The sequence below is a fragment of the Winogradskyella psychrotolerans genome (genome assembly GCF_018860565.1).
In the GTDB taxonomy this organism is placed as follows: Bacteria; Bacteroidota; Bacteroidia; order Flavobacteriales; family Flavobacteriaceae; genus Winogradskyella; species Winogradskyella damuponensis.
Genome location: NZ_JAHKPS010000028.1, coordinates 24,582 through 41,319, shown reverse-complemented (window position 1 = coordinate 41,319; position 16,738 = coordinate 24,582). Strand labels below are relative to the sequence as shown.

General features: G+C 32.8%; 11 protein-coding genes. All 11 read left to right on the top strand.

Annotated features, from left to right (window positions below; all coding sequences use genetic code 11):
* Positions 1–142 precede the first annotated feature (142 nt).
* The 11 genes from ruvB to sprA all read left to right on the top strand — a co-directional run bounded on the left by ruvB (position 143) and on the right by sprA (position 16,727).
* A complete protein-coding gene (gene ruvB, locus KO504_RS14020; protein ID WP_215927864.1) occupies positions 143–1,165 on the top strand; it encodes a Holliday junction branch migration DNA helicase RuvB in 1,023 nt (340 codons plus the stop codon).
* A gap of 9 nt (positions 1,166–1,174) precedes the next feature.
* Positions 1,175–2,509: a cytochrome P450 gene (locus KO504_RS14015; RefSeq protein ID WP_215927863.1), complete on the top strand. Its 1,335-nt coding sequence runs from the start codon at positions 1,175–1,177 to the stop codon at positions 2,507–2,509.
* Positions 2,509–3,435, top strand: coding sequence for a tRNA epoxyqueuosine(34) reductase QueG (gene queG / locus KO504_RS14010; RefSeq protein ID WP_215927861.1), 927 nt, complete (start codon positions 2,509–2,511; stop codon positions 3,433–3,435). Before KO504_RS14015 ends, queG begins: the two co-directional genes overlap by 1 nt.
* A gap of 438 nt (positions 3,436–3,873) precedes the next feature.
* Complete coding sequence (locus KO504_RS14005; protein ID WP_215927859.1) at positions 3,874–4,053, top strand: hypothetical protein; 180 nt, start codon at positions 3,874–3,876, stop codon at positions 4,051–4,053.
* Positions 4,054–4,170: 117 nt separating this feature from the next.
* Positions 4,171–4,557, top strand: a complete 387-nt coding sequence (locus tag KO504_RS14000; RefSeq protein ID WP_215927857.1) for a hypothetical protein — start codon at positions 4,171–4,173, stop codon at positions 4,555–4,557.
* Positions 4,558–4,654: 97 nt separating this feature from the next.
* Entirely contained in the window at positions 4,655–5,524 is an 870-nt protein-coding gene (locus tag KO504_RS13995; RefSeq protein WP_215927856.1) for a hypothetical protein, read from the top strand.
* A gap of 82 nt (positions 5,525–5,606) precedes the next feature.
* Complete coding sequence (locus KO504_RS17365) at positions 5,607–5,963, top strand: hypothetical protein (protein WP_252723702.1); 357 nt, start codon at positions 5,607–5,609, stop codon at positions 5,961–5,963.
* Between the two features lie 23 nt (positions 5,964–5,986).
* Positions 5,987–6,352 (top strand): HlyD family secretion protein, encoded by a 366-nt coding sequence (locus KO504_RS17360; protein WP_354667404.1) that lies wholly within the window; start codon positions 5,987–5,989, stop codon positions 6,350–6,352.
* A gap of 62 nt (positions 6,353–6,414) precedes the next feature.
* On the top strand, positions 6,415–8,697 hold the full coding sequence (locus KO504_RS13985) for an NADP-dependent malic enzyme (protein ID WP_215927854.1): 2,283 nt from the start codon (positions 6,415–6,417) through the stop codon (positions 8,695–8,697).
* Positions 8,698–8,775: 78 nt separating this feature from the next.
* The gene (gene ruvA, locus KO504_RS13980; protein ID WP_215927853.1) at positions 8,776–9,357 is read left to right on the top strand and encodes a Holliday junction branch migration protein RuvA; all 582 of its coding nucleotides are present in this window, start codon (positions 8,776–8,778) and stop codon (positions 9,355–9,357) included.
* On the top strand, positions 9,357–16,727 hold the full coding sequence (gene sprA, locus KO504_RS13975) for a cell surface protein SprA (RefSeq protein WP_215927851.1): 7,371 nt from the start codon (positions 9,357–9,359) through the stop codon (positions 16,725–16,727). The genes ruvA and sprA overlap by 1 nt, the downstream gene beginning before the upstream one ends.
* The last annotated feature ends 11 nt before the right edge of the window (positions 16,728–16,738 follow it).

The window sequence follows — 16,738 nt, the reverse complement described above, 5'->3', positions numbered from 1 at the left end:
TAGAAAAGACCTCTGGATAGCTATCCAAAGGTCTTTTTCTTTATATTTGTTTTGACTTTGTTCTCATTCAGAGTGAAATGAAGAACCTATATTTCTAAGCTCAGTGTAACTTAATAAGATTCCCGTTTTCACGGGAAGTACTATGAACGAAAATCTAAATCCAAATAGCGATAACTTCACACCGGAAGAACTAGATGTCGAAAAGAAATTAAGACCTTTAACCTTTGAAGATTTTACAGGTCAAGATCAAGTCTTAGAAAACCTATTAGTTTTTGTACAAGCTGCAAACCTTAGAGAAGAAGCTTTAGATCACACCTTGTTTCATGGACCTCCAGGACTAGGAAAAACGACCTTAGCACATATTTTAGCTAATGAGTTAGACGTTGGTATTAAAGTGACCTCAGGACCTGTTTTAGATAAGCCAGGAGACTTAGCAGGTTTGCTGACTAACCTTGATGACCGTGATGTGCTTTTTATTGATGAAATCCATCGTTTAAGTCCAATTGTAGAAGAATACTTGTATTCTGCAATGGAAGATTATAAAATTGATATCATGATTGAATCTGGTCCAAATGCCAGAACAGTTCAACTTAACTTAAATCCATTTACATTAATTGGAGCCACGACACGTTCAGGTTTGCTTACAGCGCCAATGCGGGCTCGATTTGGAATACAAAGTCGTTTACAGTATTATAAAACTGAATTACTAACTACCATTGTGCAGCGAAGTGCAGCGATTTTAAATATGCCAATTTCTATGGAAGCGGCTATAGAGATTGCAGGTAGAAGTAGAGGTACACCCCGTATAGCTAATGCACTTTTACGTCGTGTTAGAGATTTTGCGCAAATAAAAGGGAATGGTAAAATTGATATTGGTATCGCTAAATTTGCCTTAAAAGCACTTAATGTAGATGCTTATGGATTGGATGAAATGGACAACAAAATTCTAAACACTATCATCGATAAGTTTAAAGGCGGACCTGTTGGCATTAGTACCATTGCAACTGCCGTTAGTGAAAGTACAGAAACCATAGAGGAGGTGTATGAGCCATTTTTAATTCAACAAGGCTTTATCATGCGAACTCCTCGCGGACGGGAAGTAACAGAACAAGCGTATAAACATTTAGGTAAAATAAAAGGACCAACTCAAGGAGGTTTATTCTAATTTAAGCGTATGAGTATAAAACGAAACATTCCCAAGGTTCCTTTAAGTCGATTTATTAAACATTCATTAGAAATCTTAAAAAATCCACTGCCTTTTCATCATAAAAATTTTGAGGAGCAAGGAGATGTTTTCAAGTTAAAAATTGGATTTAAAAACAGTGTTGTTTTTATTCGTGATGCTGCATTTGCCGAATATGTTCTTCAAAAGAATCAGAAGAATTATACCAAGTCTAAGATACAAACGGAAGATTTAGTAAAGTATGTTGGTAAAGGCTTGCTTACCTCAGAAGGAGAACATTGGAAAAAACAACGTAAGCTCATTCAACCCGCTTTTCATAAAAAGCAATTAGCAAATCTTTTAGAAAGTATTAAAAGTGCAATTCTCTTAGAATACGAAAAAATCACATCGAATGAAGTGATAGATATCTTTCCTATTTTAAACGATTTGGCATTTCAAACGGTGGTGAAATCCTTGTTTAGCAGTGCTGCAAATCAAGAAGATATTAATCGCCTTCAATATATTACAGAGCAGGCTCAAAAAATGTTGGTTAAAGAATTACGTCAACCGTATTTAGGTTGGTGGTTTAATTTGAGTGGTGAAATAGAAAAACATATCGAACTCACCAACGAAGCACGTCAAATATTAAAACGCATTGTTAACGAACGAAGGACTTCAAACATAAAAGTAGACGATTTGTTAGACATGCTTTTAGAGGCGAGATATGATGACGGTACTGCTATGGAAGAAGAACAACTCATTGATGAAATTCTGATTTTATTTACAGCAGGCCACGAAACTACATCAAATGCGCTTACATTTACGATGCAATTATTAGCATTGCATCCAGAATGGCAAGATAAAATTTATGAAGAACGTTTAGCATTAAAAAACGAAAGCGATGATTTAATGGATTTGGTAACACAATCTAAAGTTTGCCAACAAGTTTTAGAAGAAGCTATGCGATTGTATCCTCCAGCATATTTTATAGACCGCGTTAATAAAGCACCAGATACTTTTAATGGGATGGATTTTGAAGCCGGATCTAACTTATTATTTTCGATATACGAAATACATCGTCACCCTAAACTATGGAACCAACCTAATGAATTTTTACCAGAACGTTTTAATGAAGGTGGTCGTAAATTCTCATCACAATATTTTCCTTTTGGAGCTGGCCCACGAAAATGTATTGGAAATAATTTTGCTATGTTCGAAATGATCATTGCCGTTTCAGAGTTAGTTTCAAACTATAAAATGCATCCTGAGTTTAACGCCATAGACATTACTCCTTTGATTACTTTAAAGCCAAAGAATGCACTTTTAACGTTTGAAAAGCGACACTAGTGATAAACAATGCTTCTAAATACAGTACAATTATTAAAGCTGAAGCAAAACGCCTTGGTTTTTTGTCTTGTGGTATTAGTAAGGCTGAATTTCTAGAAGCAGAAGCACCACGATTAGAAACTTGGCTAAATAAGAACATGAATGGTGAAATGCGTTACATGGAAAACCATTTCGATAAACGTTTAGATCCAACCTTGCTTGTTGAAGGTTCAAAAAGTGTGGTGTCTTTATTGTTGAATTATTACCCATCAGAAACTCAAACAGATGATTCATATAAATTGTCTAAATATGCTTATGGTAACGACTACCATCATGTCATAAAACATAAGCTAAAATCATTATTGTATTTTATTCAAGATGAAATAGGCGAGGTTGGTGGACGCGCTTTTGTAGATTCTGCACCAGTGCTAGATAAAGCTTGGGCAGCAAAATCGGGTTTGGGGTGGATAGGAAAGCACTCTAATTTATTAACCCAACAAGTCGGCTCGTTTTATTTTATAGCCGAATTAATCATCGATTTAGAATTAGAATACGATTACGCCACAACAGACCACTGTGGCACCTGTACCAAATGTATTGATGCTTGCCCTACAGAAGCCATTACAGAACCTTATGTAGTTGATGGTAGTAAGTGTATCTCGTATTTTACTATTGAACTCAAAGAAAACATTCCAACAGAATTTAAAGGCCAATTTGATGACTGGATGTTTGGTTGCGATATCTGCCAAGACGTTTGCCCTTGGAATCGTTTTAGTAAACCACATAACGAACCTTTATTTAATCCACATCCAGAATTATTAGATATGACCAAAAAGGATTGGGAAGAAATTACAGAAGATACGTTTAAAAAAGTGTTTCAGAAATCGGCTGTAAAACGAACTAAATTTGCTGGTTTGGAACGGAATATTGAGTTTTTGAAGGATTAATTTAACTTTATCCTGCAACGTTTTTTGGTGGCATCGCGAAGTCGAAGCTAGACACTATAATGAATGGTATCTCTGTTCTAGGATATAGAAAATAGAGGTCTTTAACAATAAAAAGAACGTTATCTTTCTTCTTCCTTAAATATTACATGACGTAATAGTAAGTATTTACCAAAACAAAATTTGAAATTTTAAGCTTCAAAATAAACTGTTTTTTTATCTCAAATCAATAAGTTTTTAATAATAAACTAGAAGCGTATTAAGAATAGAACCAATCCTTTACACCTTTATTATTATTATTATTATTATTATTATTATTATTTGTAGGAAAAAAGAACTAATTTTATTCCACATTATTAATTTAGGGATTAATTAATTCATTGTCGATTACACATTTTTTTAAAATTGCCTATATATTAGGTAAAGCTATTGTGCAATATTATGATGAACAAAACATCCATTAACGTCTTAACTATAGACGACCACATTTCTATTATTGAAGCTTTTGAAAATTCACTAAACCTTATCGCTAATCAGTCAGATGCTATAAGTTTTAAAACTAATGGTGCTACAGATTGTGAAAGTGCTTATCTTAAAATAGAAGAGTTTGCAAAAACATAAAACTTAGATTTAGTAATATTAGATATTAGTTTACCGCCAGATCCAACTTTAAAACTAAACTCTGGTGAAGATTTAGGAATAATAATCAGAGAGTTATTACCAAACACCAAAATATAAGTGTGCACGTGCTTTACAGATAGTTTTAGGATAAGGCATATTATAAATTCTTTTAATCCTTCAGGCTTTATAAATAAACAAGATATGGGCTTTATGGGTTTTGTTACTGTAATAAACAATGTGCTAGCTGGTAAAATACACTATAGCCAAACTATTGTTAAAGCCTTAAACCAAAAAACAGTAAATAATATCCGTTTAGATAAATATGATATTCTAATTTTAAAGGAACTTGCCAACGGCTCAAAAATGAAAGATTTATTAGGTCTAGTTCATTTATCTAAATCTGCAATAGATAAAAGAAAACGTCTTTTAAAACGAAAATTTGGTATTGAGGGCAATAGTGATAGAGACTTAGTTTTGGCTGCTAAGGTTAAAGGATTTATTTAGATTTCCGTTTTCGACCACCTAAAAGTATGCTTTTGCTTGTTATTTCTTATTTTTAATAAGCTAATTTTATTCTTTCATTTCACTACAATATTTTTATATGAAAAAAAAGACCTATTTATTATTACTTCTACTTTTAACTACTAGTATATTTTTCTTACAGGCTCAAAGCAGGAATAAAGATAAAGTAGTAGATTATTTGCCTTATTATCAGGAAGCACATATTGCAAACAGATTAATCGAAAAAGAAAATTATCTTGAGGCATATGAAATCTATAAAAATTTGTATAATAAATTTCAACCTATCGACCAGATAGTGCCTTTTGATTTTGTTAATTATATAATTGCTGCTGAAAATTCTAACTCTTGTTATAGTGAATTTAAGATAATGAAAGTTTTAATAGAAAAATTAGGTTATCCAATAGAATGGATAAATGAGCATGAAGTATTAAAAAAAGTGTATTTGAAGTCTGGTATTGATGAAGATGTTTACAAATTATTAAGGCAGCGATATATATCTAGTTTAAATATAGGTTTAAGAAAAATGATTCAGGAAATGACTAAAAGAGATCAAAAGTATAGACGAAGCTATAGTGGATCTGATAGGGTTGAAAAAATGAAATCTGCAGATGTAATAAACTCTAGAGCTATAATGACGATTTTTGAGAAATATGGTTATCCAAGCCATTCTCTAATTGGAAACACTTCTGTTGATCAAAATGTTTTTATTGAGTTAACTACGGTTTTAACCCATTGTGATAATAAATTTAAAGAGGAGTATATTTTGCCAAAGTTGCTAGAATTCATAAAAATGGGTACGTGTCCAGTGATGGTTTATAAAACAGTTTATGATACTTATTTATTCTTTAAAAAAAAATCATCCAATATTGAATACAGCTCTAAAATTGGAAAGAATATTGTGGATGAGAATAGATATAAAGCTGGTTTGTTTATTAAAGAAGAGTATTAATTTAAATATATGAAAACGTTAAGTGAATTTAGAAAGAGCAATGATTCTACATTGCTAAACAAAAATCAATTAAGACTTTTGAATGGTGCAGAAGGTTGTACATAAAACAGAATTAGAATTCAATCTAAAAGATTTAAACCGACAAACCACATTATACGAAAAAGGTGTGATTTCTGCACAAGATTATGAAAATAAGCAATTGCAATATGCACAAGCCGAACGTAATTTTAAAAATTTTGAAGCCTCAATATCGCAAATAAAAGAAGGTATAAGTAATGTTAACATGACTTCAAAAGGCACAGAAATAAATCGTGTAAAAGAAGAAATGACTTTGCTGAAAAATGTGATTCAATCTTTTAATCAACTTAAAAAAGCGATTAAAGATTGGGAGTTTCAATATGTGTTAAGCTCAAACATTAATGGTAAGGTCTCTTTTTAAATTTTTGGGACACCAATCAAACAGTGAATCAAGGTGATTTGGTGTTTACCATAATTCCAAGTGAGAATACATCTTATATAGCTAAACTAAAAACACCTGCACATAATTCTGGTAAAATTAAAATAGGGCAAAACGTAAATATTAAATTAGAAAACTATCCAGATACTGAATTTGGTGTTTTAAACGGAACTGTTAAAAACATATCGCTTATTCCAGATAAAGAAGGCTTGTATTTTGTTGATGTTTCATTGCCAGAAAAGATGATATCGTCTTACAACAAAGAAATAGAATTTAAACAAGAAATGCGAGGTGCAGCAGAAATTATAACCGAAGATTTAAGGTTAATAGAGCGTTTCTTTTATCAGTTTAGGGAAATTTTAAAACGATAAACTTTTCAATCGAATAATTTTCGCTTTCATTACCTATCTTTGTGTCTTATTTCATTTAGATTATGAGCAAACAAAGTAAACGTATAGAAGCCCTAGTATATCATGCAAAACCAACTCCTGGTAAAATAAAAGTAGTTCCCACTAAAAAATATGCCTCGCAACGCGATTTGTCCTTGGCCTATTCTCCTGGTGTGGCTGAGCCTTGTTTAGAAATTGAAAAAAATGTTGAAAACGTTTACAAGTACACAGCTAAAGGAAACTTAGTGGCTGTGATCTCTAACGGAACAGCAGTTTTAGGATTAGGAAATATAGGGCCAGAAGCTTCTAAACCAGTCATGGAAGGTAAAGGTTTACTCTTCAAAATATTTGCGGATATCGATGTGTTTGATATTGAAGTGGATACTGAAAATATAGAAGAATTTATTGCTACGGTAAAAAATATAGCACCAACTTTTGGTGGTATTAATCTTGAAGACATAAAAGCACCTGAAGCCTTTGAAATTGAACGTCGACTAAAGGAAGAATTAGACATTCCTGTAATGCATGATGATCAGCATGGAACAGCTATTATTTCAGCAGCAGCTTTAATTAATGCCATAGAGATTGCAAATAAAAATATTGAAGAAGTCAAAATTGTAGTTAGTGGAGCAGGAGCAGCTGCTATTTCTTGTACAAGATTGTACCAAGCCTTTGGTGCTAAGCGCGAAAATATTGTAATGCTAGATAGCAAAGGTGTTATTAGAGACGATAGAACTAATTTAACACCAGAAAAAGCTGAGTTTGCAACTCACCGTAGAATAGATACTTTAGATGAAGCTATGCAAAATGCAGATGTGTTTGTCGGTCTATCTCAGCCAGATATTGTAACGCCAGAGATGTTAAAATCTATGGCAGCAAACCCAATTGTGTTTGCTATGGCTAATCCTAATCCAGAAATAAAATACCAACTCGCAATTGATACTAGAGATGATATTATTATGGCAACAGGTCGTAGTGATCATCCTAACCAAGTTAATAATGTTCTAGGATTCCCTTTTATTTTTAGAGGAGCTCTAGATGTGAGAGCAACAAAGATTAACGAAGCAATGAAAATGGCAGCTGTTAAAGCTTTATCAGATTTAGCCAAAGAATCTGTTCCTGAACAGGTGAATATAGCTTATGCAGAAACAAAATTAACTTTTGGTAAAGAGTACATCATTCCAAAACCTTTTGATCCAAGACTAATAGCAGTAGTTCCACCAGCTGTTGCTAAAGCAGCAATGGAGAGTGGAGTTGCTAAAGAACCAATTGAAGATTGGGATCGCTATAAAAATTCATTATTAGAACGTCTAGGTTCAGATAATAAATTGGTACGTCTGCTATTAGGAAGAGCCAAAACAAATCCAAAACGTGTAGTTTTTGCAGAAGCCGACCAGCTTGATGTTTTAAAAGCAGCTCAAATAGCTTATGAAGAAGGGGTTGCTCATCCAATTTTATTAGGACGTAAAGAGACTATCATCACATTGATGGAGGAAATTGAATTTGATGCCGATGTACCTATAATCGATCCAAAGTCAGATGAAGAGTTAGAGCGCAAAAATCACTATGCAAAAGCTTATTGGAAAAAACGCAAACGTCAAGGTGTAACTATCTATTCTGCCGAAAAGAAAATGCGAGAACGTAATTATTTTGCAGCCATGATGGTTAATGTAGGAGATGCAGACGCATTAGTTACGGGGTATTCACGTAATTATCCATCGGTAGTAAAGCCTATGCTAGAGTTAATTGGTATGGCAGATGGAGTAACAAGGGTTGCCACTACAAACCTAATGATGACGCAACGTGGTCCAATGTTTTTAAGTGATACATCAATTAATATAGATCCAACAGCTCAAGATTTGGCTAAGATTGCACGTATGACCGCTAGAGTTACAAAAATGTTTGGTATAGAACCTGTAACGGCTATGATTTCATATTCTAATTTTGGATCTTCAGAAAATCCACGAGCAGAAAAAGTAAAAGAAGCCGTAGCTTATTTACATAAAGCTTACCCAGAAATGGTGGTAGACGGAGAATTACAAACCGATTTTGCTTTAAATGCTAAAATGCTTCAAGATATTTTTCCGTTTTCAAAATTAGCAGGTCGCAAAGTGAATACACTTATTTTTCCAAATTTGGATGCTGCAAATATTACTTATAAACTATTAAAAGAACTTAATAAATCAGAGTCTATTGGTCCTATTATGATGGGAATGCGAAAACCAGTGCATATTTTACAATTAGGAGCAAGTGTTGACGAAATTGTAAATATGACCGCTATTGCAGTTGTAGATGCTCAAGAACGAGAGCGAAGACAGCAGAAATAGACATTTTCTTAGTAACTAATCTTGTCCTCTAAATGAAAATAATTTTATTACATTTGGTTTTTTAACTTTTCGTTATAAATGATTACACAGATAGAAGGCAAACTTGTTGAAAAGAATCCGACAGATGTTGTTATAGATTGCAATGGAGTAGGATATTTTATTAATATATCGCTTCATACATTTTCTCAGATTCCAGATAAAGAACATTTAAGACTTTATACGTATCTTCAAGTTCGCGAAGATTCACACAGTCTTTATGGTTTTTCGTCTAAAATAGAACGTGAAATTTTCAAACTATTAATTTCTGTTAGTGGAATTGGAGCTAATATAGCACGTACAATGTTGTCATCACTAACTCCAGACCAAGTAAAAGACGGTATTGCAGGAGGAGACGTGGCATTAATTCAAAGTGTAAAAGGAATTGGTGCAAAAACGGCGCAGCGTGTTATCATAGACTTAAAGGATAAAGTGTTAAAAGTGTATGGTATAGACGAACTTTCTTTAAAGCCAAACAATACGCACAAAGATGAAGCGTTATCTGCTTTAGACGTTTTAGGATTTAATAAAAAACAATCCGAAAAAGTTGTTGATAGAATTTTACAAGCCCAACCAGAAGCCCTTGTAGAGCAAATTATTAAAGAAGCTCTTAAAAACTTATAATGCAATTGAATACTACTATCCATAAGCAACCACTTTCCATCCAATTTTATTGCGTATTAGCTTTTATGTTGCTAATAGGTAATTCAGTTTTAGCACAAGAAACGGAAACAGAAACAGCACAAGATTCAACTAAAACAACATACGCTTTAGGTAAGCTTAACATGCCTAACCCAAATAGTATTGTTGCAAAATATACTTACGATCCCATTTTAGATCGTTATATCTACACTGAAAAAATAGGCGCGTTTAACATCAATTATCCATTAATTCTAACTCCAGATGAATTTCAAAAGCTGGTTTTACAAGAAAAATTAAAAGCCTATTACAAGAAAATGGCTGATGCTAAAGCTGGACAAAAAGAAGGTTCAGAAGAAAATCAAAAGAATTTATTACCAGAGTTTTATGTGAATTCAGGATTGTTTGAAACTATATTTGGTGGTAATACAATAAATGTAGTACCTCAAGGTTCGGTTGAAGTTGATTTAGGTGTGCTGTTTTCTAAACAAGATAATCCATCCTTTTCGCCAAGAAACAGAACTAACTTTACATTCGATTTTGATCAGAGAATTAGTTTAAGTTTATTAGGTAAAGTAGGAACGAGGCTTCAAGTAACAGCAAACTATGATACTGAAGCAACTTTCGATTTTCAACAAGTTGTAAAATTAGAATACACTCCAACAGAAGACGATATCATTAGAAAAATTGAAGTTGGTAACGTTAATATGCCATTAAATAGTTCTTTAATTACGGGAGCGCAAAGTTTATTTGGTGTTAAAACCGAATTGCAATTTGGTAAAACTAGAGTTACAGCAGTGTTTTCTGAGCAACAATCACAGTCAAAATCTGTAGTAGCAGAAGGAGGTGGTACGGTTGAAGAGTTTGAGTTTTTTGCAAGAGATTACGACGAAAACAGACACTTTTTCTTAGCACAATACTTTAGGGAAAACTACGATAAAGCCTTAAGACAATACCCTTTTATAGATAATCAAGGACTTCAAATAACAAGAGCAGAAGTATGGGTAACCAATAGAAATAACCAAACCGACAATGTTAGAAATATTGTTGCATTTCAAGATTTAGGTGAATCTACTATTGAAAACATAGGACTTGACTCATATCCAGCGAATTTTGTAACCAATCCAGGAGCAAGACCTAACAATAAAAATAATGCGTTTGATCCAACAAATATAGGAGGCGCAGGTTCTTTTTTAACGGAAGCTGTTAGAAATATTACGAATGTAGAAAGTGGTGTAAATACAGTTAATGTAAATGAAGGTTTTGATTACGGTAAATTAGAATCTGCAAGAAAATTACAAGAAGGACAAGAGTATTTTTTAAATACCGAATTAGGGTATATCTCTTTAAATCAACGTTTACAAAATGATGAAGTTCTAGCAGTAGCATTTCAATATACAATTGGAGGACAAGTATATCAGGTAGGTGAATTTGCAAATGATGGTGTAGAGGCTACAGTAGTAGATGAAAATACCTCAGGAAATCAAGTTGTAAATAATCAAAGTTTAATCTTAAAAATGTTGAAAAGTGCAGTTACATCTGTAAATGAGCCAATTTGGGATTTAATGATGAAAAACATTTATGATACTGGAGCATTTCAACTCAGTCAAGAAGATTTTAAACTTAATATTTTTTATACAGAATCTTCAGCATTAAATTATATAAAACCAATAGAAGGGACCACGTTTCCTCTCTTTGATAATAATACGTCTAATATTCCTGATGATGATACTGTAATTGAAGAAACACCATTAATTCGATTGTTTCATTTAGACCGATTAAACTTTAACAATGATCCACAAGAACGCGGAGATGGTTTCTTTGATTATGTAGAAGGAATTACTGTATTATCTCAGAACGGAAAAATTATTTTTACAAAAACAGAACCTTTTGGTCGTTATTTATTTGATGTATTAGATGATCCTTCTAACCCAGGAAATTATGACGCAACAACCTATACCAATCCAAATCAAGAAAAATACGTTTACGATTTACTTTATAAGACTACTAAGACGCAAGCCTTAGATGAAGCTGAAAAGAATAAATTTCAAATAAAAGGACGTTTTAAAAGCAGTGGTGGAGATAGTGGTATTCCTATTGGTGCTTTTAATGTGCCAAGAGGTTCGGTTAGAGTAACTGCAGGTGGACGTCAACTTGTTGAAGGTGTTGATTACACAGTGAATTATCAATTAGGACGTGTAGAGATTTTAGATGAAGCTTTAAAAGCATCAAACACACCAATTAATGTTTCGGTTGAAAATAATGCCGTTTTTGGACAACAAACAAAACGTTTTACAGGAATTAATGTAGAGCACCAATTCAACGAAAACTTTGTTTTAGGTGCGACTTTATTAAATCTTAATGAACGACCAATAACACAAAAGGCCAATTTTAATTCAGAGCCTATTAATAATACCATTTTTGGTTTTAATGGAAATTACTCAACAGAAGTTCCATTTCTAACACGTATGGTAAATAAATTGCCAAATATAGATACAGATGTCCCTTCTAATTTGTCTTTAAGAGGTGAATTTGCTTACTTATTACCAGGAGCTTCAAATGGTGCAGATTTTAATGGAGAAGCCACCGCTTATATAGATGATTTTGAGGGTACACAAGGAGCTATAGATTTGTTAAGCCCTTTATCTTGGTCTTTATCTAGTAGGCCACTTACGGTTAATGGAGTAGATGAAAATGATCCAATTAATGATAAGAGAATTGAAAATGGTTTCGGAAGAGCACTTTTAAATTGGTACACCATTGATCCTATTTTTTATAGTAATCAACGTCCAGGTGGCATTACAGATGATGATATTTCAGATTTATATACACGTCGTGTTTTTATTGACGAAATCTTTAATCAAGATATTGTACAAGGACAAACATCAGTAATCAATACTTTAGATTTAGCATATTATCCTAGAGAACGTGGTCCTTATAACTTCGACCCAGCTGCAGCAGATAATGTGATAGATAATCCTGCCGATAGTTGGGCTGGTATAATGAGACCTATTACATCAACCGATTTTGAACAGGCTAATGTCGAATATATCGAATTTTGGGTGCAAGATCCCTTTTTAGATAACCCAACTAATTCTGGAGGTAAATTATTTATAAATCTTGGTAATATTTCGGAAGATGTTTTAAAAGATGGTAAAAAACAATATGAAAATGGTTTACCAGAAGATGGAGATGTTTCTACGTTAACACGAACGTCCTTTGGAGGTGTTGTACCACAAAATCAATCACTAATTTATACGTTTGGAACTACAGGAACAGAACGTGCAAATCAGGATGTTGGTTATGATGGATTTAATGATGCAGAAGAAATAGCTGAATTTGGAGGGCAGTTTGGTGATGACCCTTCAAATGATAATTATACATACTATTTAAATACTGATGGAGATATTTTTGAACGTTACAAAAAATACAATGGTTTAGAAGGAAATACACCAGATGTCTTTACAGATACTAATAGAGGGTCTACAACCCAACCAGATGTAGAAGATATCAATAGAGATAATACCATGAATACTATTGATAGTTATTTTGAGTATGAATTGGATATTACACCTTCAAGTTTAAATATAAGTAACCCTTATATTAATGATATAAAACAAGATTTTTCAGTTACACTACCTAATGGAGACGTAAGAAGTGATGTAAAATGGTATCAATTTAGAATTCCTATTAACGAAGAAACTAAGCGTGTTGGTGGTATTTCAGATATACGTTCTGTTCGTTTTGCACGTTTATATGTGTCAGATTTTACAGAAAAAACAGTTATGCGTTTTGCTTCTTTAGATTTAGTACGTAGTGATTGGAGACGTTATCAATTACCTTTAGATGATGACTCTGTTGCAGATCATGAAAATGAACCAACTGAGTTTAGTGTAGGAGTTGTTAGTGTACAAGATAATCCAAGTTATAAAACTCCTCCTGGTGTAACACAAGAAGAACTTAATAATAATAACAGTATTATTAGACAAAATGAACAGTCTTTAGTAATACAAGCTTGTGACTTAGAGCCTGCAGATTCTCGTGGTGTATTTAAAAATATTAATGTAGATATGCGTCAGTATAAAAAACTACGTATGTTTTTACATGCCAGAGCACAAGAAGGATCTCAGCTAGATTCTGGAGAGTTAGTTGGTTTTATAAGAATGGGTAATGATTTTACTCAAAATTATTATCAAATAGAAGTTCCTTTATTAAAATCTGCTAATTTAAGTGCAAATCCAACTGCTGAAGAAATCTGGCCAAGCCAGAATGAAATAAACATTCCTCTAGAGTTTTTACAAAAAATTAAAGCGCTTGGTATTTCTCAAGGGACTTTAAGTGACCCAGACCCTGTGTTTTATAATGTTGTTGATGGAGTGTTAGATGAAAACGGATTTAACAATCCAGAAGAGATTCCTTATGATGATGTAGAGATAAATACAAGTCAACAACGTATTGCTATTAAAGGAAATCCAAATTTTGGAGACATTAGAGTATTAATGATTGGTGTTAAAAATGGCAACCTTGGCGATTCAATGGATAATGCTTGTGGCGAAGTTTGGTTTAACGAATTACGTATGTCTGACATGGATAATGAAGGAGGTTGGGCAGCTGTAGCTAGTATGGATACTCAAATTGCAGATTTTGCAAGTATTAGTGCTACAGGAAGACGAAGTACTATTGGTTTTGGTGGTGTTGAGCAAGGTCCAAGTGAACGTAGTTTAGAAGACGTTCAACAATACGATGTTGTGACAAACATACAACTAGGTCAATTATTACCTAAGAAATGGGGAGTGCAAATTCCGTTTAATTACGCACAAAGCGAAGAATTGGTCACACCAAAGTTTGATCAATTTTATAATGATTTAACTTTAGAATCGCGCTTAGATGCAGCAGGTTCTAGTTCAGAAGAAGACCGTATAAGAGAGCAATCTGAAGATTATACAAAACGACAAAGTATCAACTTTATTGGTGTAAGAAAACAAAAAACAGGAGATGCTAAAAAACGGTTTTATGATGTAGAAAATCTAACGTTTAATTACTCTTATAATAAGGTGCAACATCGCGATTTTGAAATCGAAAACGCTTTAGATCAAACTGTGAGAGCTGGAGCTAATTATAACTATTCTTTTGAGCCTTTAAAAGTAGAACCATTTAAGAAAAACGATTCCCTATTTACTGGTAAACATTGGAAGATATTAAAAGATTTTAATCTTAATTTATTACCATCTAATTTTTCAGTTAATACAGATATTAATAGACAGTTTAGCAAGCAAAAGTTTAGAGAAGTAGAATTAGGAGGCAATAATATAGGTATTGAAGAATTATTTAGAAGAAATTATACGTTCGATTTTCAATACGCTATTAATTATAATTTAACAGATGCGCTAAGTTTAAATTTCACAGCTGCTAATACTAATATTGTACGTAATTACTTTGTAGATGACCGTATTAATGGACTTCAAGATCCAGATCTTAATGTTTGGGATGGTTTCTTCGATTTTGGAGATCCAAACTTTCAAACACAACAGCTTCAAGTTAATTATGAATTGCCGTTGTATAAAATTCCAGCTTTAAGCTTTTTAAAAGCCACCTATGCTTATAATGGAGCATTTCAATGGCAAAAAGGATCAGATCTTAATGAAGGTTTACAAGTAGAAGATATAGATAATCCAGGGGTTTTTAATACATACAACCTAGGAAATTCAATTCAGAATTCTAACACACACAACATTAACTCTACCTTAAATATGGAAACCCTATACAAAACGTTAGGTTTGGTAAGAAAAGGGAAATCAAAAAGTGCAGGAAGAGGTCGGAGTACAGCAGCAAACAGGCGTTCTGTATCACCAAGTAACGCTGCTTCAGACAATGAAGATGGTAAAGATCCTAACAAGTTAAGTGTGGGGAAAAAGGCATATAATACTATGATTGATGTCGTTACCATGGTAAAACGTATTCAGTTTAACTATTCAGAAAATAATGGTACTTTTCTTCCTGGTTATATGCCAACACCTGGTTTTATTGGTACACTTAAGCCTACTGTAGGATATACTTTTGGAAGTCAAAGCGATATTAGAAGTTTGGCCGCTAGAAATGGTTGGTTAACAAACTTCCCAGATTTTAATCAGCAATATACAGAGGTGCAAAATAAAAGCTTAGACTATGCGGTTAATATTGAACCTATGCGCGATTTAAAAATAGATTTAACCGGAAATAGAACTTACGCTGAAAATTATACTGAAAACTTTAGAGTTGAAGATTATTTAGATGCATCTGGAAATATTGTGGATGTGGAGAACGGTGAATTAGGAGATGGAATTAGAGATTACAGACCATTAACACCAAACACCTTTGGAAACTTTAACATTTCTACAGCTATAATAAAAACAGCGTTCAGTAAAAGTGACGAAAACCAATCTGCTGCCTTTGACGATTTTAGAGCTAATAGGCTAATTATAGCAAACAGACTAGCAAAACAAGCAGGAATAAATATTAATGATAGTGCAAATTTAGATGCAGAAGGTTATCCTTTAGGATTTGGCAAAAATAGTCAGCGTGTCTTATTACCAGCATTTTTATCCGCTTATCAAGGAACTAATCCAGAAAAGGTGAGTACTGATGCGTTTAGAGATATTCCAATTCCAAACTGGACATTAAAATATACAGGCTTAATGAAAATTCCATGGTTTAAGAAAACGTTTAGACGTTTCTCTGTTCAGCATGGCTATAGATCTAATTATACTATAAACCAGTTTAGAACTAATTTAGACTATGTTTCACCTAATTATAATTTTAGAGCAGATGAAGTTGAAAACACTGAAGCTGTTGATCAATCTGGGAATTTTAAAAATGAAATATTATTCAGTAATATTAACTTAGAAGAACAGTTTAGTCCTTTAATTCGTTTAGATTTTGAAATGAAAAATTCAATTAAAGTCTTAGCAGAAGTAAAAACAGATAGAACATTATCTCTAAGTTTTGATAATAACTTAATGACCGAAATTCAAGGTAAAGAATATACACTTGGTTTGGGATATCGTTTTAAGGATTTAAGAATTCGTTCGGCACTTGCAGGACCAAAACAAATTATTAAGAGCGATTTAAACATGCGAGCAGATATCTCAGTAAGAGATAATAAAACTATTATTAGATACTTAGATTTAGAGAATAATCAAATTACTGCAGGACAAACCATTTGGGGGTTAAAATATACCGCAGATTACGCCTTTAGCAAAAACTTAACGGCTATTTTCTATTTTGATTATTCGTTCTCAGATTTTGCAATTTCAACGTCATTCCCACAAACATCTATAAGGTCTGGATTTACCTTAAGATATAATTTTGGTAATTAATGTTGAATGAA